This is a genomic window from Streptomyces sp. NPDC033131 (assembly GCF_055578365.1).
The window spans coordinates 162,370-183,237 of sequence record NZ_JBVIPA010000002.1 but is presented as its reverse complement, the minus strand read 5'-3'; the positions used below and the strand labels follow the sequence as shown (position 1 = coordinate 183,237).

The following is a 20,868-nucleotide window of genomic DNA, read 5'->3' as shown; positions in this document are numbered from 1 at the left end:
CCCGTGGCGTCAACCCGCCGCCGTACACCCCGACGTCGGGTTTGGCCCAAGATCAGGCTGCTCCTCCTGGTATGTGTGGTCGCCGCCGGTGCCACGGCCCTGTATCCCGTCTGGAAGGCCGCGAATCCCGAGCCGGCGGAACTCGTGGTCCGGTACCGGACCGGGACGCCGGCCACCGCGGCCGCGGCCGAGCCGTCCCTCGAGATCCTCAACGAGTCGAAGAAGCCGCTGCCGCTGAGCGATGTGACGCTCCGGTACTACTTCACCGCGGACACCACCTCCTCGTACGCCTACAACTGCGTGCAGGCCGCCGTCGGCTGCTCGAACATCGCCGGGACGGTGACGAAGCTCGACAAGTCCGCCGAGAAGGCCGACCACTACCTGGAACTGCGGTTCACCAAGGACGCGGGCACGCTGAAGCCCGGCGTCAACAGCAAGGGCATCGACGTCCAGCTGTACCGCACCGACCACGAGAAGCTGGCGCAGGCCAACGACCGCTCCTTCGACGCCGAGAAGTCGACCTACAAGGAGTCGAAGACGGTCACCGCGTACAAGCGGGGCGTCCTCGCCTGGGGCGACGAGCCGGACGGCGGCGACGAGAAGCAGGCCTCGGCGAAGGCGGACGCCGCGCCCGCCCCGGTGCCGGCCGCCCCCGCGGGCGTGCTGTTCGACAACTTCCACTACGTCGGCGCCAAGGACCCCGCGCTGTTCAAGCACGGCTGGCTGGTGCGCTCCAGCAAGGGCGGACCGGGCATCGACGACACCTGGAGGGCCGACGGGGTCACCTTCCCCGCCGGGAAGGACGCCCTCGGCGACGGCCAGGTGCTCAACCTGCGCGCCGCCACCGACGGCACCAAGTCCGGCACCGAGCAGGCGAGCCTCGGCACCGCGCGCCGCGAGTTCCGCGAGGGCACCTACGCCGCCCGCATCCACTTCTCCGACGACCCCACCGACGGCGAGGGCGGCGACCACGTCAACCAGACCTTCTACACCATCGGCGGCAGCGGGAAGACGTACAGCGAACTCGACAACGAGTACCTGCCGAACGGCGGTTGGGGCCGGCTCGGCCCCAAGCTCGACACCGTGAGCTGGTACGACCACGAGACGAACGACCGCGTCTACACCACGACGAACAAGAGCATGGCCGGCTGGCACACCATGATGATCACGGTCAAGGACGACGTGGTGACCTACCGCATGGACGGCAGGAAGCTGTTCGGCAGCAGCGGCAAGTACGCCCCGCGCGCGGGGATGTCCATCAACTTCAACCACTGGTTCGTCGACCTGCCGTTCAAGGGTGACCGCGCCTGGGACATGCAGGTGGACTGGCTGTACTACAACGCCAACGACGTCCTGTCCGACAAGGACGTCAATGCCGCCGTCAAGGAATACAGCGACAACGGCATGAACTACTTCGACACTGTCCAGGAGACGCGTTGAGCAGAGAGCAACCCCGTGTCTGGTCCCGTCCGCTGAGCCGACGCTCCGCCCTGCTCATGGGCGGCACGGGAGGCGTCGCGATGGCAGGCGCCGGTGCGTGGGTGGGCAAAGTGGCGGCCCAGCCCGCGGCCGCCCCGGCCGAGGCGGCCATCGGCGGCCTCACCACGCCCCCGTCCTACGCCCCCTCGGGGCGCCGGCCCAAGTACCGCCGGGCCACCTGGTCCCAGCAGTTCCAGGCCGCACACGGCTGGACTCCAGGGGGCACGGGCACCGCGTCGGCCGAGGCGAACGACACCACCGCCTTCGTGCGCGGGACACAGTCGGTGCGGGTCACCACCAACGGCACCGGCAAGCAGTCCTACGTCCGCAAGACCGGCATGACCGCGCAGAACCTGACCGGCAAGATGATCAGGCTCGTCCTGCGGGTCGATGACGTGACCAACCTGTCCAAGCTGGTCTTCTACCTGGGCAGCGGCTCCCTCGCGAACCACTTCTCCTGGACCCTGCACTCCCATTCGACGACGGCGGCCAACTACGTCCAGTCCGGGGAGTGGGTGACGGTCCATCTGCAGTGGGCCGACGTCACCGGCGCGGCCGGCACGTACTCGATCTCCGCCTCCGGCACGCCGTCCACCAAGACCGGCTTCACCGACATGTCGTTCGCCGTGTACGACAACGCGGGCGGGCCGGTGACCTACCGGCTGCAGGCCGTCGAGCTGATACCGGACACCGTCTCGGTCTTCCCGAAGGGCGTCGTCTCCATCACCTTCGACGACTCCCACAAGTCGATCCACGACCTGGCCCGGCCGGTGATGGACCAGTTCGGCTACTCGGGCACGGTCTACAACATCGCCGACGCGATCGGCACGGGCAGCTTCCTGACGATCGACCAGATGCGCTCGATGCAGAACTTCTCGGGCTGGGAGATGGCCGGGCACTCCTACGCGAACGCCACCCACACCGCCAGCTATCCCAAGCTGACCGCGGAACAGGCGGACGACGACTTCCGCAAGCTGCGCGAGTGGATGGTGGGCAACGGCTTCACCAGCGAGCACTTCGCCTACCCGCACGGGGCGTTCCAGAAGACGACGGACGGCGTTCCGGTGGACCAGATCGCGAGCCGGCACTTCACCACGGCCCGGTCGATCATCTCCGAGACCATCGAGTCCTTCGCCCCGGCGATGCCGTACCGCCTCAAGGCGCTGACCGGCATCAACGACGGCACGGGGATCGGCGGTACGGCGCTCACCAAGGTGACCGGCGCGGGCGGCAGGCTCGACCGCTGCGTGAACAGCGCCGACTGGCTCATCCTGTGCCTGCACAAGGTCGTCGAGGGCGCTCCGGCGACCAGCACGGAGATCGGCAAGGCCGGCCTCGCCGCGCTGATGAAGGCGATCGACGACCGGGGCATCCCGGTGCTCACGGTCGAGGAGGCGATGGCCTCCTACACGTGAGGCACGCCGACGCGTGAACGAGAAGGAGGGGCGGCCCCGGGGCCGCCCCTCCTTCTGCTTGCGTGCGTGCGTGGGGCCTACCAGCCCTGCCCGTTCCCCTGGCCATTGCCCTGCTGCCAGGAGGGGTCCACATAGCCGCCCTGGTGCTGGTGGGGGTCGTAGCCCTGCTGCTGGTACGGATCCTGGTGCCCGCCCTGCCACTGCTGCTGTCCGGCCGGGGCCGGCGTCCCCCAGGTGACGGCCTGCTGCGGCACGTGCGCGTGCTGCTCGTCGTAGCCGGGCAGCGGCTGCGGCTGGGTGGGGATGGGGCCGGAGGGGCGAGGCCGGGTGCGCAGAGCGACGCCTTCCAGACGCATCAGCTGGAGCGTCTCGGTGACCTTCTTGTCGGAGTACGGGTCCTCTTCCTCGAAGATCTCCGTCACGTCGGCCTCGTGGTCGCCGGCCACGGACACCTCGACGCCGCCCTGGCGGGTGCCCCAACTGCCCTTGTGCAGGGTGAACAGGGCGTAGAAGCGCAGCGGGGTGAGCAGGGTCAGCTGGATCACGCCGTAGATCGGCGCGAGCAGGAACATGCCGAACCGCTTGATGAAGCCCATGCCGCGGCGCGGGAAGTCGAGGTACCGCACGTTGCGGAGGTACCCCATGAGGACCATGAAGATCAGGTAGTCACCGATGTGGTTGACGAACTGGTCGGGCTTGATGATCGGCAGGATGACCATCGAGTAGAACATCGCCGAGCCGAAGACCAGCCACAGCGCCAGTTCCATGCAGGTCAGCCAGAAGGCGGGCCGGTACTTCTTCTGGTGCCGGAAGGCCCACAGGGACTCGCGGAAGAAGGACTTGTTCCAGCGGACCTGCTGGCGCAGGAAGTGCGGCAGCTTCTCGGGGACGGCCGTGTAGCCGACGGCGGTCTCCTGGAAGACGACCTGGCCTTCCATCAGGCAGTAGTTGGTCATGCGGCGGTCGTCGCCGAAGACGGCCGGCTTGCCCAGGAACTGCTGGTTGAGGAAGTCGGGGAGGTACTTGCGCACCAGCGTGCCGCGGTAGGCGGAGAGCGCGCCGCAGCAGCACAGGACCGACTTCAGGCGGGAGTAGGCGGCCCGCTCGAAGAGGAACGAGTTGCCGTACCGCAGGTCCTGCAGGCGCGTGAAGATGTTGCTGTCGTGGTTGAGCGCCAGGACCATGCCGGTGGAGGCCATGATCTTCTCGTCGGCCAGCGGCAGCAGCAGCTCGCGGACGGTGTCCCGGGACAGGACGGTGTCCGAGTCGACGCACAGGAAGATGTCGGAGTACGGGGCGGCCTCGAAGCCGAGGGCGAGGGCCTCGCGCTTGCCCTTGTTCTCGGGCTGCACGCTGACCGTGTACTTGACGCCCCTGGCCTCGAACTCGCGGCGGATCTTCTTCGCCGTCCGGATGCCGGAGTCGCTGGCGCTGGCGTCGTCGATGATGTGGATCTCGTTGGGCAGGCGGCTCTGCGCGAGGAGGCTGCGCATGCCCTGCTCGAACATCACCGGGTCCTCGTTGTAGATCGGGATGACCGCGGTGACCCAGGCGTTCTCCAGGTACTCCAGCTCCTCCCGCCCGGCCTTGGCCGGACGGTAGAAGAGGGCGCCGAACATCTTCAGGGCCAGCAGGCCCATCGCGCCCATCGAGTACAGGTGCAGGGAGCCTGCGTCGAGCCTCGTCGCGATCAGTGCGGCAAGGGCCAGGAAGACGAAGTACGAGACCTTCAGGTGCCGGCGTTTCCGGTGGCCCCGATGGCCGTCGGAGTCGACGGCTCCGGCTATGTACGTATCTTCGGAAGTCACAGCTTGACCACCCGCGGGTGGTCGGCGGACTTGCCCCGGGTGTCGAAGAGCGCGCGGGCGCGGTCGGCGAGCTCGGCCAGGTCGATCTCGCGGTGCGGCTGGAGCAGGATGGTGAGGTCGGCGGACTCGGCCGCGGCGAGGTAGTCGTCCGTCCGCTCGACGCTCGCGCCGCCGACCTTCCAGTCGTGGACGCGCGGGTCGAAGTAGACGAGTTCGGCACCGCGCTTGAGGAGGTTCTCCGCGACGGCCAGCGCCGGGCTCTCGCGCTGGTCGGAGATGTCCGGCTTGTACGTCACGCCGAGCAGCAGGACGCGCGAGCCGCGGACCGCCTTGCCCTGGTCGTTGAGCATGTCGGCCGCGCGGTTGACGACGTGCACCGGCATGCGCTGGTTGATCTCCTGCGCCAGCTCCACGAAGCGGAACGGGATGCCGAGCGAACGCACCTTGTACGACAGGTAGTTGGGGTCGATCGGGATGCAGTGACCGCCCACGCCCGGGCCCGGGTAGAAGGGCGCGAAGCCGAACGGCTTGGTGGAGGCGCAGCGGATCGCGTCCCAGAGGTCGACGCCGATCTCACGGCAGAACATCGACATCTCGTTGACGAGCGCGATGTTGACGTGCCGGTAGGTGTTCTCCAGGAGCTTGGCCATCTCGGCCTCGCGGGTGCCCTTGGCCTCGACGACCCGGTGCACGAAGCGCTCGTAGAGGGCGCGGGCGGCCTTGGTGCAGTCCGCGGTGATGCCGCCGACGACCTTGGGCGTGTTCTCCAGGCCGAACTCGGGGTTGCCCGGGTCGATGCGCTCCGGGGAGAAGGCGAGGTGGAAGTCCGTGCCGACGCGCAGTCCGCCGGCCTCCAGGCGCGGGCGGACGACCTCGTCGGTGGTGCCGGGATACGTCGTCGACTCCAGCACCACGAGCGTGCCGGGCCGCAGGTGCGCGGCGATGTCGTCCACGGCGGCGTGCACCGCGCCGAGGTCGGGGGCGCCGTGGTCGGTGAGCGGGGTCGGGACGCAGACGACGACCGCGGCGGCGTCGGCGATGACCTCGGCCCGGTCGACCGCCTCGAAGCCCTGGCCGAGCATGGCGCCGACCTCGGCGTCGGTGATGTCGTCCACGTGGGAACGACCGGCGTTCAGCCCGTCGACGACCCGTCGGCTGCGATCGAGACCCACCACCTTCAAGCCCGCGCCGGCGGCGGAACGGGCCAGCGGCAGCCCCACGTAACCGAGTCCGACAACGACAAGATCCACCGTGGAGGATCTGCTCACGACAACATTCCCAACCCCGTTTTACCGACCGCTCGGGCCGGGTGCCGGTGCTACGTCGGTCTCCCGATAAATTCGAACAAACGCAGTGAGGCTAGCAAGGGTTTTCACTTCTCAACCACAACTTCTTAACGTGCCCCTCGTCACGCGCGCATCCATACAACCCTCTGTGTGCTTCAGGTGTCCCTGGTCCCTGATTGCGTCAGGGACCACGGGACCACGGGCCGTCGGACCGGCCGTCAGACCTGCCGCCAGGCCTCCAGCGCGAGTCCCGGCTCGTCCTTGCGGCGGGTGAGGAGCAGGTGGCCGTCGGCCGGGGAGAGGGTGGCCGCGACGACCCGGTCGTCCTCGTCGACGGCCATCGACACCTCGGCGTCCGCGGGGAGTTGGGGACCCGACTCGGTCCACCAGGCGCCCGCCGACTCCTGCTCGGTGGGGTACGCGGCGAAGGCCACCCGGCCGCTCGCGGAACGCTGGGCGAGCAGGGTGCAGTCGTGGCCGTCGAGTTCGCAGCGGACGGCACAGACCGCGCCGGGGCCGGCGGAGGCGAGGAGCGTGACCGGCTTGGCGCCCACGCGCCAGGCGCACAGGTCGCCGGAGGTGTCGGCGAAGAAGAGGGTGGTGCTCTCGGGGGAGGTGGCGAGGGCCCGCAGGGTGCCCGGACGGACCGGCACCTCGATCGCCTCCTCCAGGACCGGCTGGGCGCCGGGCTCCTCCTGACGCCAGTGCAGGAGACCGCCGGCGGCCGCCGCGTACAGCTCGACGCGTCCGGACTCCCCCGTGACGGCCGCCAACTCCTCCTGTACGTCAGTCCCCTTGAGGTCGCACCAGGGGTTCCAGCCGCCCTTCTCCTTCTGTGCGGTCATGCTCACGCCACCGCTCTTGTTCCGTACGAAGACGTGGGCGCGGCCCTGGGCGTCGACGGCGACGGCGGGCGTGCCGGTGCGGGCGCCCTTCTTGTCGGGGTGCCCGATCGGCACCCAGTCGAGGGCCGCGAGCCGGGGCCGGAAGTGCGTGGAGTGCACCAGGCCGGCCTCGCCGGACGCGGTGGGCCGCCAGGAGACCAGATGGGCGTACCCGTCGCCGCCCTGCCCGATCGCGAGCACGGGGTGCAGCTTCTGGTCGCCGCCCACCTTGCGGGCGGGTTCCCACGGGCCGCCGGGCCCGCGCTCGGCCCGGCACCGGACGACGTCACCCGCGGGCAGATACACACTGAGCCGGCCGTCGCGGCCGCGTATGAGCCAGTCGCCGTTCACCGGTTCACTCTAAGCGGAGGGCATCACCCGGCGTGTCCGGCCCCCCGGTCCGGGGCTACGGACGTACAGGGCGGGCACGGCGAGGGGAGAGGTGGGTCCACAGCGGCTCTCAGGGGCCCGTCAGGCGCACGGGAGCGGTGTGGCGCACGGGGGCCCGGCACTGCCGCCCTCGGGAGGCGTCAGCGCGTCGAGCGGCGCGTCCGGCCCTCGGACCTCGCCCGCGGCCGTCTCGTCGTCGCCCCGCACTCGTCAGGCAGGCTGGTTCACAGCGACAGGCACGTACGAGGACAGGAAGTCGACGTCATGACCGACACCCGCACCGTGAGCGTTCTCGGCACCGGGATCATGGGGGCCGCGATGGCCCGCAACCTCGCCCGGGCCGGGCACACCGTCCGGGCCTGGAACCGCACCCGCGACAAGGCCGAACCCCTCGCCGCCGACGGCGCGTTGGTGGCCGACACGCCCGCCGAGGCCGTACGGGGCGCCGACGTGGTCCTGACGATGCTGTACGACGGTCCCGCCGCCCTGGACGTGATGCGCGAGGCGGTGCCCGGGCTGCGTCCCGGCGTCGTCTGGGCGCAGTCGACGACCGCGGGCCTCGAGGCGGTCGGCGAGCTGGCCGGCTTCGCCCGCGAGCACGAGCTCGTCTTCTTCGACGCGCCGGTGCTGGGCACCCGTCAGCCGGCGGAGGCCGGACAGCTGACCGTGCTGGCCGCAGGACCGGTCGAGGGCCGCGCCGCGGTGGCGCCGGTGTTCGACGCGGTCGGCGCCCGGACGGTGTGGACCGGCGAGGACGGCGCGGCCGGCTCCGCCACGCGTCTGAAGCTGGTCGCCAACAGCTGGGTCATCGCCGCCACGGCGGCGACCGGCGAGGTGCTGGCCCTCTCCCAGGCCCTCGGCGTCGACCCGCACAGCTTCTTCGGCCTCATCGCGGGCGGTCCGCTCGACATGGGCTACCTGCACGCCAAGGCCGCGCTCGTCCTCGACGGCCGGCTGACCCCGCCCCAGTTCGCGGTGGCCACCGCAGCGAAGGACGCCCGTCTCATCGTCGAGGCGGGTGAGCGCAACGGCGTACGGCTGGACGTGGCGCTCGCGAGCGCGGAGCGGCTGGAGCGGGCCGCCTCGCGGGGGCACGCCGACGAGGACATGGTGGCGGCGTACTTCGCGAGTTTCGACGAGAAGCGGGAGGACTGAACCGGAGCCCTGCTCCCCCATCGGCCGTGGGACCCTGGCCGGTATGGACGACAACGCCCCGCTGCTCGTGATCGTGGACGCCGCGAACGTCGTCGGGTCGGTGCCCGACGGGTGGTGGCGGGACCGGCGGGGGGCCGCGGAGCGGCTGCGGGACCGGCTGGCGGCGGACGGGCTGCCGGGGCACTTCGGGGCGGTGGAGATCGTCCTGGTGGTCGAGGGCGCGGCCCGCGGGGTGGAGTCGGTACCGGGGGTGCGGGTCGAGGCCGCACCGGGGAGTGGGGACGACCGGATGGTCGAGCTGGTCGCGGGCGCCGACGGGCGTCCGTGCCTGGTCGTGACGGCCGACCGGGAGCTGCGTCGCCGGGTGACGGAACTGGGGGCGGAGGTCACCGGACCGCGTACCGTGCGCGGCTAGGCCCTCGGTGCCGTGCCCCGTCCGGCCCCGCCAGGGGACCTTCTGCCCACGGGCCGACCCGCCAGAATAAGCATAAGCTGGCCTCGTTCGGTCAGAATTTCGACATTCTGGTCACTTTCCAGTGACGGGATGAAGCCGTCGCGAGAAGCTGAGTCGACGGGGCCCGTCGTTCTGAGAGGATTCCGGCACTCAGGACGGCCGGTGGACGGGAGGCAGGAGTGGCGCGTGCCGCTCGCAGCAGAGACGGGCGCGAGCTCGTTTTCGACTCCTGGGGTGATCCTCGAGGACACCCCGTCTTTTTGCTGCATGGAACCCCGGGCAGCCGTATGGGACCGCGCCCGCGGTCGATGGTGCTCTACCAGCTCGGCATCCATCTCATCGCCTACGACCGCCCCGGCTACGGCGGCTCCACCCGCAGGCCCGGCCGCCATGTGGTCGACGCCGCCGAGGACGTCGAGGACATCGCCGCGTTCCTGGAGCTGGACGACTTCTCCGTCGTCGGCCGGTCCGGAGGCGGCCCGCACGCTCTCGCCTGCGCCGCGCGACTGCCCGACAAGGTGCGCAGCGCCGCCGTGCTGGTGAGCCTCGCACCTCCGGACGCCGAGGAGCTGGACTGGTTCGAGGGGATGACGGAGTCCAACGTCCGCGAGTACCGCAACGCCCGCGAGAACCTCACGCTGCTGCAGAGCACCCTGGTACAGAACGCGGACGCCATGCGGTCCGACCCGATGGCCGTGCTGAAGGACCTGGACGATGAGCTGCCCGACGTCGACCGGCACGTCGTGGCGGACGCGGGCATCCGGCGGATGCTGCACAAGAACTTCCAGGCCGGGATCAAACAGAGCGCGGACGGCTGGATCGACGACGCCGTCGCCTTCAGCATGTCGTGGGGCTTCGATCCGAAGGAGATCACCGTGCCGACCCTGCTGTGGCACGGCGAGAAGGACGTGTTCTCCCCCGTCAACCACTTCACCTGGCTGGCCGGCAGGATCGAGCACGCCACCGTCGTCCTGCAGCCGTCGGCGGCGCACTTCGCGGCCGTTCCGGTGCTGCCCAAGGTGCTCGGCTGGCTCCGGGAACAGGCGAAGGCCGACGCCGCCGCCATCACGACGGCGTGAGCCCGCTGCCTCAGATCGGGTGCGGGTCGAGCTCCAGACCCACCCTCTGACCACTGCGCAGCCGCACCACCTTCGAATGCTGCCCGCCGAGCTTGGCACTCAGGACCTCGAGGGTCTCCCGGGCCAGTTGCTCGGCCTCGGCGGTACGGCCGGTCTCCCGGAGCAGGACCGAGAGGTTGCCCAGGCAGGTGAGGGCCGTGGGATGGTCCGCGCCGAGACGGTCGCGCAACTCCCGGTGCGCCTGGCGGTAGTTGCGCTCGGCCTTGCCGGCGTCACCGAGGGCTGCCTCGGTGTTCGCCAGGTTCATCTGGCAGTTCATGCTGAACGGGTGCTCGGGACCCAGTGTGGTCTGCAGCGCGGCACGGGCCTGCTCGCACACTTCCCGGGCCGCGGCGAGCCGGCCGGTCGACAGCAGGTTGATGCTGTGGTTGACCGCGCACGCCAGCGTGTTGGGGTGGGTCTCCCCGAGCGCGGCGCGGAACCGTTCGAGCAGGTCGGCGGTCTCCGTGCAGGCCTCCTCGTGGCGTTCCGCCGCCGCGAGATGGCCCGCGAGGCCGAGCCGGACCACCAGCGTCTCCGGCGAGGCCTCGCTCAGGCGCCGCCGGCAGATGTCCAGCACGGCCTGGCTGAGGTCGACGGCCTCGTCCAGCCGGTCGAGCCGGCGCAGGGTGATGGCGAGGGCCTTCGCGGCCTCCAGCGCGGGTGGTGACTCCGGACCGAGTTCGACGGCCGTCTCATGGACGCTGCGCAAAACCTCGGCCGAGGCCTCGTACTCACCACAGGAACGCAGATCGCGACCGAGGTTGATCAGGGAGAACAGGGTGTAGGGGTGCTTCGCGCCCAGCGTCAGGGCGCGCAGGTCGCAGTTGTCCTTGTCGACGGTCTGCGCCTCGAAGCAGTCCCCGGCCATGCGCATCGACACGGCCAGGTTGTTCGCCGCGAACAGGGTCCGGGGATGGTCGTCGCCCAGGAGGTCGACGGACCGCTCGTAGGTCTCGCGGTCGATCTCCAGTGCCCTGCCGACCCGGCCCACGGCCCGCAGGTCCGCCGTGAGGCCGCCCGCCGTCATCAGGGTGTGCGCGTCGTCGTCGCCCAGCGCCTCGCGCTGCCGCTCGTAGACGTCCTGGTCGATGTCGAGCGCCCTGCTGTACCAGCCCTGGAAGCGCAGCACGTTGGCGATCTCGAAGCGCAGGTGGAGGGTCCAGCGGTCGTTCGGTCCCGCCTCCTTCTGCCAGATGACCAGCAGCTCCTCCGCGAGCGACATGGCCTCCGCGTACTCGCCGCGGGCCCGCAGATACCGCAGCCACTCGGTCATCAGACGCCGGATCCGGTCGTCGAGCGAGTACTTGGTCCACGGTGTCTTGAGGTGGGGCCAGATCATGTTGTAGCGGGACCAGTTCCCCGGGCGTTCCACGTCGCCCTCGGACGGGCGCGCGCCGCTGAGCACGTTGCGCACGCAGCGCAGCGCCGACTCCTGTTCCTCGTCGGACATCGACGAACGCACCGCGGCCTGCACGAGCCGGTGCACCTGGATGCTGCGGCTCTTGCGGTCGACCTTGGCCAGGGCGTAGCGGTGCAGCTGCCGGATGGCCCGGGACACCAGCGCCGTGCCGTCGCTGCCCGGCTGGACCTCGCTGAGGGCTTCGGCCATCTCCTTGCCGTGCACCAGGTCGAAGGAGATGGGGTCCGCACCGAAATGGGCGCACAGCTGCAACAGCCGCCGGGCGACCGGCGAGTTGAGCTGCTGGATGGAGATGTTCCAGGTCGCGCCCACCTGCAGCGGGTAGGTCCGGACGTCCGCGGCCGCCTCCAGCGTCGCCAGCTGCGGCTGGAGCAGTTCGAGGTACTCGGCGGCGTCCTGTCCGGTCTCGTTCAGCCAGGCGGCCGCCTGGTCGACGGCCAGCGGCAGGTCGCCCAACGCCTCCGCGACCCGGTCCGCGTCCTCCGCGCTGATGGCGGACACCCGGTGCAGGAGGTGCTCGATGCTCTCGGCGCGGGAGAAGACGTCGACCTCGACCCGCTCGCCGATCTGCGCCCAGCCCTCGTTGCGCGTGGTGATCAGGACGTGGCCGACGGGGCTGTTGACCAGCAGGCGCTCGATGGACTCGGGAGTCGTCGCGTTGTCGAAGACCAGCAGCCAGCGGTCGTACGTCGTGCCTCTGCGCAGCGCGTTGCGCACCGCGTCGGCCGTTGCACTGATGCTGTCCCGTTCCTCGATGCCGAGATGGGGGGCGAGTTCGGAGTACTGGCGCAGCGCGAGGTCGCCGAACTCCGCCTCGATCCACCAGACCACGTCGTAGTTGCCGCGGTAGCGGTGCGCGTACTCGGTGGCCAGCTGGGTCTTGCCGACGCCTCCCATGCCATGCAGGAGGGTGGCGGTGCCGGAGTCCTCGAGCCGCAGCCGCAGGTTCTCCAGAACCTCGGCGCGTCCGGTGAAGGCCGCGTTGCGCACGGGAACGGACCATACGGGCGGCTCCGCTCCCGGGAAGCGCGGGCCGCCGGCGGAGGCGTCCGCGGGATGCTCGCCCTGGACCACCTGCGCGTCCAGGGCCCGCAGAAGGACACTCCTGGCCTGCGCCTCGGTCATGTTGGCCAGATGGATCGGCTTGCGGTCCGAGAACGGGTGTCCCAGCCGCACGTCGCTGACCTGGATCGGCACCAGGGTGCGCCGCGATCCCATCGGGTCGGCCGCGGCCACCGCCTCCCACACCGCCCTGGCCTGGGGGGATTTCTGGTAGGCGGCGGACAGCACGGCCACCGTGCGGGAGGCACCGCGCACATTGCTGTCGGTGTCGTCGCGGAGCAGGGCACCGGCGGCCGAGCCGTCCTCGGAACGGGCGTCGCCGACGGTGAAGCCCGCGTCGCTGAGGACCCGCCCGATCCAGTCCGCCCACATCCGGTCCTCGGGCACATGGCTCAGGAACACATGGGTGGGGTCCGGCGGCCGGCGGCGCACGACGGCCTTGAGGTAGCTCTGCCGCTCCTCGTCGGTCATCGGGGCGAGCCGGCTCACTTCGCCCTCCGTGATGACCGAGGTCAGCCGTTCGCAGGCCGCGAGCAGGGAGGCGGGGGTCTCCGGCTCGTCGCGGAAGGTCGCCAGGATCTCCTCGTAGGCGTACGTGGGCTTGTACGGCACCTCCACCTTGCCCCAGTAGCCGCGCGGATCGACGTGCGGGGTCCGCGCGAGCAGCTGGTCGAAGGTGCGCCGGACCTTGGCCCGCGCGGCCTCCAGCCGGTCCGCCTCGGAGTCCTCCACCCGCATGGGCACCGGCAGGATCCGGATGCGCCGGTCGCGGTAGGTGTCCTCCACCCTGCGGGCGACGGCCGCCGCGCCTTCGATGCTCTGGTCGTTGTGGGTGAAGCAGTTCACCAGCACGTCGGGGAAGTGGATGGTGCAGATGTCGGAGATGTCACTCAGGCCGGTACGGCTGTCGACGAGGACGTAGTCGTAGCCGCGCCGGAACTGGACGCACAGGGCGTCCAGGAACTGTCCGCCGTACTGCTCCTCGTAGAAGCGGTTCCAGTTGAACTGGGAGAAGATGGACGAGTAGTTGCGGTCCTGGCGGCCCGCCGAGACGTAGTCCAGCCGGCCCTCGCCGGGGAAGTTCCACTGCAGCGGGGAGACCGCCTTGCCGATGTCGGCCTGCTCGGTGATCCATCCCTCGTCGACCTGGGCACCGTGCAGGGACTCGACCTTCAGCATGTAGTCGTTGATGAGGTCCAGCACTCCGGGGCGGTCGCGCAACGCGTTCGGTTCCAGGAACGGGCTCAGGAAGCGGTCCAGTCCCGGCGCCTCCAGGTCCCAGTCGACCACCAGGACCCGCTTGCCCTGCGAGGCCGTGATCCAGGCGGAGTTGGCCAGCGTCATGGTGCGACCGGTGCCGCCCTTGTAGCTGTAGAACGTGACGATCTTGCCGCCGTCGGGGCTGGGGAGTACGCCGGTCACGGTTGGGCCTCCTGGTCACCCTGGGAATCGGCCTGGTCCAAGGCGGGGGCGACCGGTCCGCCGGACGCGGCCTGGGGCCGCTCCGTCGACGCCGAGGGCCTGGTCGAGGATCGTAGCGGAACGCGGTTGAGGTAGTGCTGGGCCGCGCTGTCGGCGAGCTCCATGAAACGGGAGTTGAACGCCTCCGAGTTGTCGATGCCGGCCACGGCGGCCCGCTGGATGGCCCGGCCCGTGCTCAGCCGCCTGGGCAGCGCGGACCTCAGCAGCGCGCCGAGTTCCCCGCGCGCGTGCCTGGTCTGCGGGTCGTCGGCCAGCGGGGTCAGCACGGTCACCCAGGGCAGGTCGCGGGCGTCGAAGGCGCGCAGCCGGTCCATGGCGGCGGGGTCGTGCAGGATCCAGGGGTCGAGGATGAGCACCCAGGGGCTCCTGGTCTCACGCTCCCCGAAGAAGACGGACTCGGCCTCGTCGTAGGTGCGGATCTCGGGGGAGAACCCGAGATTGCGGGCCAGTTCGGCGGTGCGTTCGGCCAGCGGGATGCTGACGCCGTCGCTGAAGGGCTGCCAGTCTCCTGGCTCGCGGCCGTACTTGGTGTCCCTGCGGTCGGGCGGCAGGTGGTGGATGTCCGGCGCGAGCACGGCGATGCCCAGCGGGTGCCAGGACGAGGCGGCGAACGCGTCCGGCACGGCGTCCAGATCGGCGAAGGTGTCCTCCTCCGGCAGGGGTTCGGGTGCGCGGCCGGCCGCCTGTACGACGCACTGGGCGATCCTGCGGACGCACTGGTCGTAGTACTCCGGGTGGTCGACGTCCTTTCGCAGCCCGTACAGGCCGCCCTCCGCGTAGAGGTTCAGGGCTTCGTCCTCCACCCGAAGCGGTGCCGCCGGCCGCTCGGGCACGGGCAGGTCCAGGTCGACGACGACGGGGCGCGCGGTGGTCGGCACCGGCGTCCACAACGCCGGTATGAGTCTGCCCCGAGGAGAGCGGTGGGTGAAGGCGTACCACTGCCGGCCGCAGTACACGTCGGTGAAGTAGCGGCGCGTGATCAGGGGAACGAAGCTGTGGCAACGGTGCAGGGCGCGCGCCGTGTCGGGCCCGCCACGGTCGGCTGCGTCCAGATAGCCGACGCAGCCTGCCGCGGAGGATCCGCTCATCGTGAGGACCGCCCTGGTCAGGTCGTTGTAGAACTCCTTCACGTTCTTGTCGGCCGCCGGGCGGTCGGTGTCTCCGCCTCCGCCAGGCGGGGGCACGGGGGCGTAGCTGAGAAAGAAGTGGGGCTCCCAGTCGCGCACGCCTTGTGTGAAACGGCTGCCAAGCATCAGCGCTCCTCCCCCGCGGAACCGGTCAGGGAGTCGAAGAGGTCGTCGAAGACGCCCGGATCGCACGGTTCCAGGCGAGCGCTCACCGCGACCTCGACGATTTTCTGGGCGAGTTGGAAAACCACCCTGGAGAAGGCCCCACGACGTCCGTGGGCCTGCAGGCCGAGCAGCCCCGCCCTCGCGTACTCGTCGCCGAAGTCCTGGTGGGTGTACTGCAGTTCGGAGTAGGGGCGGGGGATCTCATCGGGGCGCAGCGGGTTCCACAGGACGGGGACGATGGCGTTGCGGGTGAAGGTCCCCCGTTCGCGGTGGAGTTCCTGCCGCCGCTGGAAGCACTCCCATTCCAGGGCGCACCACTCGCTGGTGAACAGGCGACGGGACAGGACCGGAACGAGGACCTGGCACCGTGCGAGGCGGCCCTTGAGTTCGTCCTGCCAGGCGCTGCCCAGCGGAATGCGACGGTCGAGGTAGACCGCGGGGATCTTGGCGTCCAGGTCGGTGAGTTCCATCAGGTCGCCGGTCAGTTTGGTGTGGAAGCGCAGCAGTCGTTCGTCCGGCGGTCTGTCGCTCTCCGGTACGTGCGGGGTGCGGCCGTAGCTGAGGAACCCGTAGGGCTGCTGGACGCTGCTGCGCGGCTCGTCGCGGGTGCGGCTCTCATGCACGGTCGGCCTCCGCGGAGAGGCCTCGGGATGCGGGACGGCCCGCGGCCATCCGGTCGGCGGCGGCGTCGACGGCCCAGCGCAGCGGGAACAGCCGGCTGTCGGCCGCACCGATCCGGCCCCGGACGATAGGGCCACGGCCGGCGGGCAGGGACAGCTCCAGCCGCCTGCCGAGCTCCGCGAAGTCGCTGTCGTCGAGGTCGACGTCGACGAAATCCGTCCAGCGCGGACCGTCGTCGGTCAGCAGCCGGCAGTCGTAGCGTCGGCGGACCGCGCCGGGCTGCCGGTACTCGGCCAGGTGGAACGCCGAACAGGCCTCGAACCCGACGCCCAGCAGCAGGACGTACGCCCCCTCGTCGTACAGCCGGCCGAGGGGGGACCGCTCGCCCAGCAGGCAGTCCAGGGCGTGCCCGGCGGTGATCCGGCGGGCCCGGGGTCCGAGCGCGGCGAAGGACGTCTGCGGGTGCGTGCTGCGCACGGCTCCCGGGGTGGTCCGCACCTCCTCCGCCAGCCGTCCCATGCCGTCGGAGGGGGTGGAAGCCGCGCTGAAGGGCTCCATGTTCCTACGGTAGGACAGGAGTTGACTCCATGTCAGGCCTCGCGTCATGCGGACATACGTCCGTGATGTCAGCGAATTCCCCTCGGTGAACGTGGGCACCACCAGGGTGCCGTCGGGACCGAGCGCCGCCCGCAGCGCACGTAGTACCGCGCGGCCGCCGCCGGGTACGGGGCCGACGGACCGCAAGGACGCGTGCACCAGCAGTGTCATGGCCTTCTCGACGCCGAGTGCCCGCAGGTCCGCGGTGAGGCAGGCCTCCGTGGGCATCCTCCGTCAGCCTCGTAGCCTGGCGGCCATCCGGCGTCCGTACGCGGTGAGGCCGTCGTCGGGAATCGCTGTGGCCGGGACGCGGTCCAGGTACGCGGACCGGAGGCCTTCTCTGGACACGTCGCTGCCGGCGAGATCGAACAGGTCCAACAGGGCGTTGAACTTCACCTGTTGCACTCCTTCCACGATCAGCCCGGCCAGCGCCTGGGCGGTGTCCGGCAGGGCCAGCCCCAGGGCGCCGAAGGCGTGCGGATCGGCTGCCACGGCTCCTGGTCCAGCTGCCCCGCGCACCGGGGTGCACGCGGTGAGCAGGGCGCGGACTCCCGGCGCGCGGTGGGCGTGCCGGGCGCGCAGGTGCGCGGTGGCGTCGGTGAACAGCCGGACCCACCGGATGTGGGCCGCCTCGTCCAGCCGGGGTTCGGGCTCGGCCGGGAAGCCGTCGCGGTAGGGGTCGCCGTCCTCCAGCAGGATGGTGGTCCCCCAGGCGGGGACATGGCGTGCGGGCTCCCAGCCGATGCCGAGCGGCGCGCTCTCGCTGACGGGGAGGGGCTTCCCGCCCGGGACGGCGGTCAGCAGGCCGCCTTCGTGCGCGACCAGCGCGACGGGCCCGTGGCCGGGCGTCAGGGTCAGCCGCCCGAATCCCGGCAGGTGGGCCTGGAGCACCTGCTCCGGCAGCTCGAACCGGAACCCGGTGCCCGCCCGAAGCGCCACCGCCACGGCGATCTCGCCGAGTCGCTGCCGGACCGCATCCGGTGGCACCCGCTCTTCCAGGCTCCGCACCGCCCAGGTACCGAGGTGGGGATGGCGCAGGGTCTCGGCGGTCTCACGGGGCCGATGCCGGTCCAGCCGGGTCAGGGCAGTCGCCTCGGGGCCCGGGTGGCGGGCGCACACCGCGCCGAGCAGCATCCGGCGCACGCTGGCCTCGGCGGCGACGAGGGCGCGCAGCGCGTCGCCGCTCCCGTCGCCCGCGGCGAGGGAGTCGAAGCCGTGCGCGGTCAGCGTGTGCGGGCGGCGAACCGGCCGCGGGCGCGGGGACCGCAGCACGTGTCCGATCAGCCGGAAGAGGTCCTCGCAGTAGACCGAGGGGTTGTCGAAGCCGTTGTCCGACCGGTGGCGGTGGCCGTACAGGCCGCCCCCGCAGACCCGCACCACGGAACAGTCCCGGCACTTCCGGCTCAGGGCGTCCGCTCCCCCGCTCCGCGCCAGGAAGCCGGGGTGGGAGGCCGCCTCGTCGAACGTGTGCCGCAGGACGTGGAACCCGGTGCGAGGCGCGCCGGGTCCGGCCGTCTTGAGCCAGTCGGCCTGCTCGATCTCCCCGTCGGTCTCGACGACGACCAGGTCGGGGCTGCCGAGGCCGAGCGACTCGGTGAAGGACTCCTGCCCGTCCTGCCCGGCCTCGATCGAGTCGAAGAGGCGGACCGGGAACGGCCTGCCGGCGGCACTCCAGCGGTCGTGGACGGTGATCAGCCAGCGCGCGTGGGCGGCGGGCGCGGCGGCGTCCCGCGGGGGCGGCCGGTCCCACGTGGCGTGCGGCAGCAGGAAGTCCACCCGCGGCGGGTCGAGCCCGGCCAGGGCGTCATAGACGGCGGCCGGGTCGTTGCGCACGTCGACGGTGCACAGCAGGCCGGCGAAGGCGCTGCGGTAGGGAGGGGAGCCGATGAGCCGTACGGCTGTGACGACGGCGTCGTAGGAGCCGGTGCCGTTCGCCCGCTTACGGTGGCGGTCGTTGGCGGCCTGGTCGCCGTCGAGGGAGATGCCGGTGCTGATCCGTTCCTGGACCAGCATGCGGCACAGGTCCTCGTCCAGGCGCAGGCCGTTGGTCTGCATGCGCAGGTCGAGTTCGCACACGCCGGCCAGCGCGGAACGCAGCTCCCCGGCGATCCGGGCCAGTCGCTCGCGTCCGGCGAGCAGGGGCTCGCCGCCGTGCAGGATGACGTGCACGCGCCCGAGTTCGGGGTGGGCCCTGGCGTGTTCGGCGATCCGTGACACCACGGCCGTCGCCACCTCGTCCGAAATCACCTGCGGCCGGCGCCGCCAGCTCTGGTCGGCGTGCCGGTAGACGTAGCAGTGATCGCAGGCCAGGTCGCATCTGCTGTGCACCTTGAGGACGAACTGGCGGAACGCTCTTGTCCCGGCGGTCATCGGCGCATGGTGTCCGGTCGGTCAGATGCCGGAGTTGAAGCCGGGGCCCGGCTGCCGCCCCGAGGGCAGCAGTCTGCTCAGGGCCCGGTGGTCGATTTCGCCCAGGCCGTCCAGCGGGGTGACGCCACAGTCGGGGATGCGTGTGGTGCACTGCGGCGGCTGCGGGTGCCCTGCCGGTAACCCGTCCAGAACCGCATCCGAAACCTCTCCGGCGTTCGTCATCGCGGTCTCCTTCTCCGGTTCGTGGAATCGCGTGTCGAACGGATCCCCACCGAGTGGAATCGCACTGAGCGGTCGAGAGGGGCACGTCGTCACCGCTTCACCCATCATCGGGGCCGTTTCCGCTCAGTGACAAGGGCGGCAAAGGTAGCTTACGAGCCAGCTTTCGTACGGTGACGGTCAATTCCGGTCAGAGGGCGCGGGTGGCACGTGATCCGGCCCCGCAGGCGCCGCCGAGCGGGACCTACGGGGCCGGTGGGGCATCGCGGGCGACTACGCCGTGCCGTCGTGCGGCGGCTTGGCCGCCTGGCCGGCGGCGGTCTGCTGCTGCCGCCCGAGACGGCTGTGGGAGCGGCCGTAGACGAAGTACACGACGAAGCCGACCGCCATCCAGACGGCGAACCGCAGCCAGGTCTCGGCGGGCAGGTTGAGCATCAGCCACAGCGACGCGCACACCGACAGGATCGGGATGAACGGCACCCACGGGGTGCGGAAGGCCCGGTGCAGGTCGGGACGGGACCTGCGGAGGATGATCACGCCGATCGCGACGACCACGAAGGCGAACAGCGTGCCGATGTTCACCAGCTCGGCGAGTTCGCTCAGGGGCGTGAAGCCGGCGAGGATCGCGATGAGCACGCCCAGCAGGATGGTCGGCCGGTGCGGGGTCTTGAACCGCGGGTGGACCTGGGAGAAGAAGCGCGGCAGCAGCCCGTCGCGGCTCATCGCGAAGAAGACGCGGGTCTGGCCCAGCAGCAGGATCATGCAGACGGTCGTGAGGCCGACGGCGGCGCCGAAGCTGATGAAGCCCGCGAACCAGGGGTGTCCGGTGGCCTTGAAGGCGTCGGCGAGCGGGGCGGTCACGGACAGGTCGGTGTAGTGCTGCATGCCGGTCACCACGATCGACACCAGGACGTACAGCGTGGTGCAGATGATGAGGGAGCCCAGGATGCCGCGGGGCATGTCCCGCTGCGGGTTCCTGGTCTCCTCGGCGGCCGTGGCCACGACGTCGAAGCCGATGAAGGCGAAGAAGACGACCGACGCGGCCGTGAAGATGCCCATCACGCCGAAGTTGGACGGCGCCCAGCCGAACATCAGCTGGATGAGCGGGGACTGGAGACTGTCCCCCGCCGGCACCGCCTGCGCCTTCGGGATGAACGGGTCGTAGTTGTCGCCCTTGATGAAGAAGGCGCCGGCGACGATCACCGTCAGGACGACCGTCACCTTGATGGCGACGACCAGCGAGGTGACGCGCGCGGAGAGCTTGGTGCCGAGCACGAGGATGCCGGTGAGCACCAGGACGAGCGCGGCGGCGAGGATGTCGAAGCCGAAACCTTCGGCGCCGTCTCTGACGCCGAGCGCCTCGGGCAGGTGCCAGCCGGCGTTGTCCAGCAGCGAGGCGACGTAGCCGGACCAGCCGACGGCGACCACCGCGGTGCCGAGCGCGAACTCCAGGACCAGGTCCCAGCCGATGATCCAGGCGGGCAGTTCGCCGAGTGAGGCGTACGAGAAGGTGTACGCCGAGCCGGCCACCGGGACCGTCGAGGCGAACTCGGCGTAACACAGCGCGGCGAGCGCGCAGACGACCCCGGCCACCGCGAAGGCCAGGGCGACGGCGGGACCGGCGTTGTTCTTGGCGACGGTGCCGGTCAGGACGAAGATGCCGGTGCCGATGATGACGCCGACACCGAAGACGGTCAGGTCCAGCGCGGACAAGGACTTCTTGAGCGCGTGCTCTGGTTCCTCGGTATCGAGGATGGACTGCTCGACCTTCTTCGTCCGGAAGAGGGTGCTGCTCACGGGGTACCTCCCACGC

15 protein-coding genes are annotated in these 20,868 nt (G+C 70.7%); 5 read left to right on the top strand and 10 right to left on the bottom strand.

Annotated elements, in window-relative coordinates:
* Window positions 1-75 precede the first annotated feature (75 nt).
* Window positions 76-1,440 (top strand): cellulose binding domain-containing protein, encoded by a 1,365-nt coding sequence (locus tag ACZ5XS_RS04200; protein WP_468647658.1) that lies wholly within the window; start codon window positions 76-78, stop codon window positions 1,438-1,440.
* Window positions 1,437-2,894 (top strand): polysaccharide deacetylase family protein, encoded by a 1,458-nt coding sequence (locus ACZ5XS_RS04195; RefSeq protein ID WP_468647657.1) that lies wholly within the window; start codon window positions 1,437-1,439, stop codon window positions 2,892-2,894. The genes ACZ5XS_RS04200 and ACZ5XS_RS04195 overlap by 4 nt, the downstream gene beginning before the upstream one ends.
* Window positions 2,895-2,971: 77 nt before the next feature.
* Here the strand turns inward: ACZ5XS_RS04195 and ACZ5XS_RS04190 are convergent, their stop codons facing one another.
* The 3 genes from ACZ5XS_RS04190 to ACZ5XS_RS04180 all read right to left on the bottom strand — a co-directional run bounded on the left by ACZ5XS_RS04190 (window position 2,972) and on the right by ACZ5XS_RS04180 (window position 7,223).
* Entirely contained in the window at window positions 2,972-4,702 is a 1,731-nt protein-coding gene (locus tag ACZ5XS_RS04190) for a glycosyltransferase (RefSeq protein ID WP_468647656.1), read from the bottom strand.
* Entirely contained in the window at window positions 4,699-5,970 is a 1,272-nt protein-coding gene (locus ACZ5XS_RS04185) for a nucleotide sugar dehydrogenase (RefSeq protein ID WP_468647655.1), read from the bottom strand. The genes ACZ5XS_RS04190 and ACZ5XS_RS04185 overlap by 4 nt, the downstream gene beginning before the upstream one ends.
* A 236-nt stretch (window positions 5,971-6,206) precedes the next feature.
* The gene (locus tag ACZ5XS_RS04180) at window positions 6,207-7,223 is read right to left on the bottom strand and encodes a hypothetical protein (protein ID WP_468647654.1); all 1,017 of its coding nucleotides are present in this window, start codon (window positions 7,221-7,223) and stop codon (window positions 6,207-6,209) included.
* 303 nt (window positions 7,224-7,526) lie between these two features.
* On the opposite strand from ACZ5XS_RS04180, the gene ACZ5XS_RS04175 reads away from it, so the two are divergent.
* The 3 genes from ACZ5XS_RS04175 to ACZ5XS_RS04165 all read left to right on the top strand — a co-directional run bounded on the left by ACZ5XS_RS04175 (window position 7,527) and on the right by ACZ5XS_RS04165 (window position 9,950).
* Window positions 7,527-8,417 (top strand): NAD(P)-dependent oxidoreductase, encoded by an 891-nt coding sequence (locus ACZ5XS_RS04175; RefSeq protein ID WP_468647653.1) that lies wholly within the window; start codon window positions 7,527-7,529, stop codon window positions 8,415-8,417.
* Window positions 8,418-8,460: 43 nt separating this feature from the next.
* A complete protein-coding gene (locus ACZ5XS_RS04170; protein WP_468647652.1) occupies window positions 8,461-8,832 on the top strand; it encodes a PIN domain-containing protein in 372 nt (123 codons plus the stop codon).
* 218 nt (window positions 8,833-9,050) lie between these two features.
* Window positions 9,051-9,950 (top strand): alpha/beta fold hydrolase, encoded by a 900-nt coding sequence (locus ACZ5XS_RS04165; RefSeq protein ID WP_468647651.1) that lies wholly within the window; start codon window positions 9,051-9,053, stop codon window positions 9,948-9,950.
* Between the two features lie 10 nt (window positions 9,951-9,960).
* Here ACZ5XS_RS04165 and fxsT read toward each other — a convergent pair whose 3' ends face one another.
* The 7 genes from fxsT to ACZ5XS_RS04130 form a co-directional block, all read right to left on the bottom strand.
* Complete coding sequence (gene fxsT, locus ACZ5XS_RS04160) at window positions 9,961-13,896, bottom strand: FxSxx-COOH system tetratricopeptide repeat protein (RefSeq protein ID WP_468647650.1); 3,936 nt, start codon at window positions 13,894-13,896, stop codon at window positions 9,961-9,963.
* On the bottom strand, window positions 13,893-15,209 hold the full coding sequence (gene fsxC / locus ACZ5XS_RS04155; RefSeq protein ID WP_468647649.1) for an FxsC protein: 1,317 nt from the start codon (window positions 15,207-15,209) through the stop codon (window positions 13,893-13,895). The genes fxsT and fsxC overlap by 4 nt, the downstream gene beginning before the upstream one ends.
* Complete coding sequence (locus ACZ5XS_RS04150; protein WP_468647648.1) at window positions 15,209-15,871, bottom strand: TIR-like protein FxsC; 663 nt, start codon at window positions 15,869-15,871, stop codon at window positions 15,209-15,211. The genes fsxC and ACZ5XS_RS04150 overlap by 1 nt, the downstream gene beginning before the upstream one ends.
* A complete protein-coding gene (locus ACZ5XS_RS04145) occupies window positions 15,864-16,694 on the bottom strand; it encodes an AAC(3) family N-acetyltransferase (protein ID WP_468647647.1) in 831 nt (276 codons plus the stop codon). Before ACZ5XS_RS04145 ends, ACZ5XS_RS04150 begins: the two co-directional genes overlap by 8 nt.
* Before the next feature lie 6 nt (window positions 16,695-16,700).
* The gene (locus ACZ5XS_RS04140) at window positions 16,701-18,836 is read right to left on the bottom strand and encodes an FxsB family cyclophane-forming radical SAM/SPASM peptide maturase (protein ID WP_468647646.1); all 2,136 of its coding nucleotides are present in this window, start codon (window positions 18,834-18,836) and stop codon (window positions 16,701-16,703) included.
* A 21-nt stretch (window positions 18,837-18,857) separates the two neighbouring features.
* Window positions 18,858-19,058, bottom strand: coding sequence for a hypothetical protein (locus tag ACZ5XS_RS04135; RefSeq protein ID WP_468647645.1), 201 nt, complete (start codon window positions 19,056-19,058; stop codon window positions 18,858-18,860).
* Window positions 19,059-19,328: 270 nt separating this feature from the next.
* Entirely contained in the window at window positions 19,329-20,852 is a 1,524-nt protein-coding gene (locus tag ACZ5XS_RS04130; RefSeq protein WP_468647644.1) for an amino acid permease, read from the bottom strand.
* Window positions 20,853-20,868: the final 16 nt, after the last annotated feature.

Coding starts and splice junctions, on each gene's coding strand:
- ACZ5XS_RS04175 (WP_468647653.1), top strand. CDS start 7,527: ATGACCGACACCCGCACCGTGAGCGTTCTCGGCACCGGGATCATGGGG.
- ACZ5XS_RS04170 (WP_468647652.1), top strand. CDS start 8,461: ATGGACGACAACGCCCCGCTGCTCGTGATCGTGGACGCCGCGAACGTC.
- fsxC (WP_468647649.1), bottom strand. CDS start 15,209: ATGCTTGGCAGCCGTTTCACACAAGGCGTGCGCGACTGGGAGCCCCAC.
- ACZ5XS_RS04145 (WP_468647647.1), bottom strand. CDS start 16,694: ATGCCCACGGAGGCCTGCCTCACCGCGGACCTGCGGGCACTCGGCGTC.
- ACZ5XS_RS04140 (WP_468647646.1), bottom strand. CDS start 18,836: ATGACCGCCGGGACAAGAGCGTTCCGCCAGTTCGTCCTCAAGGTGCAC.
- ACZ5XS_RS04135 (WP_468647645.1), bottom strand. CDS start 19,058: ATGACGAACGCCGGAGAGGTTTCGGATGCGGTTCTGGACGGGTTACCG.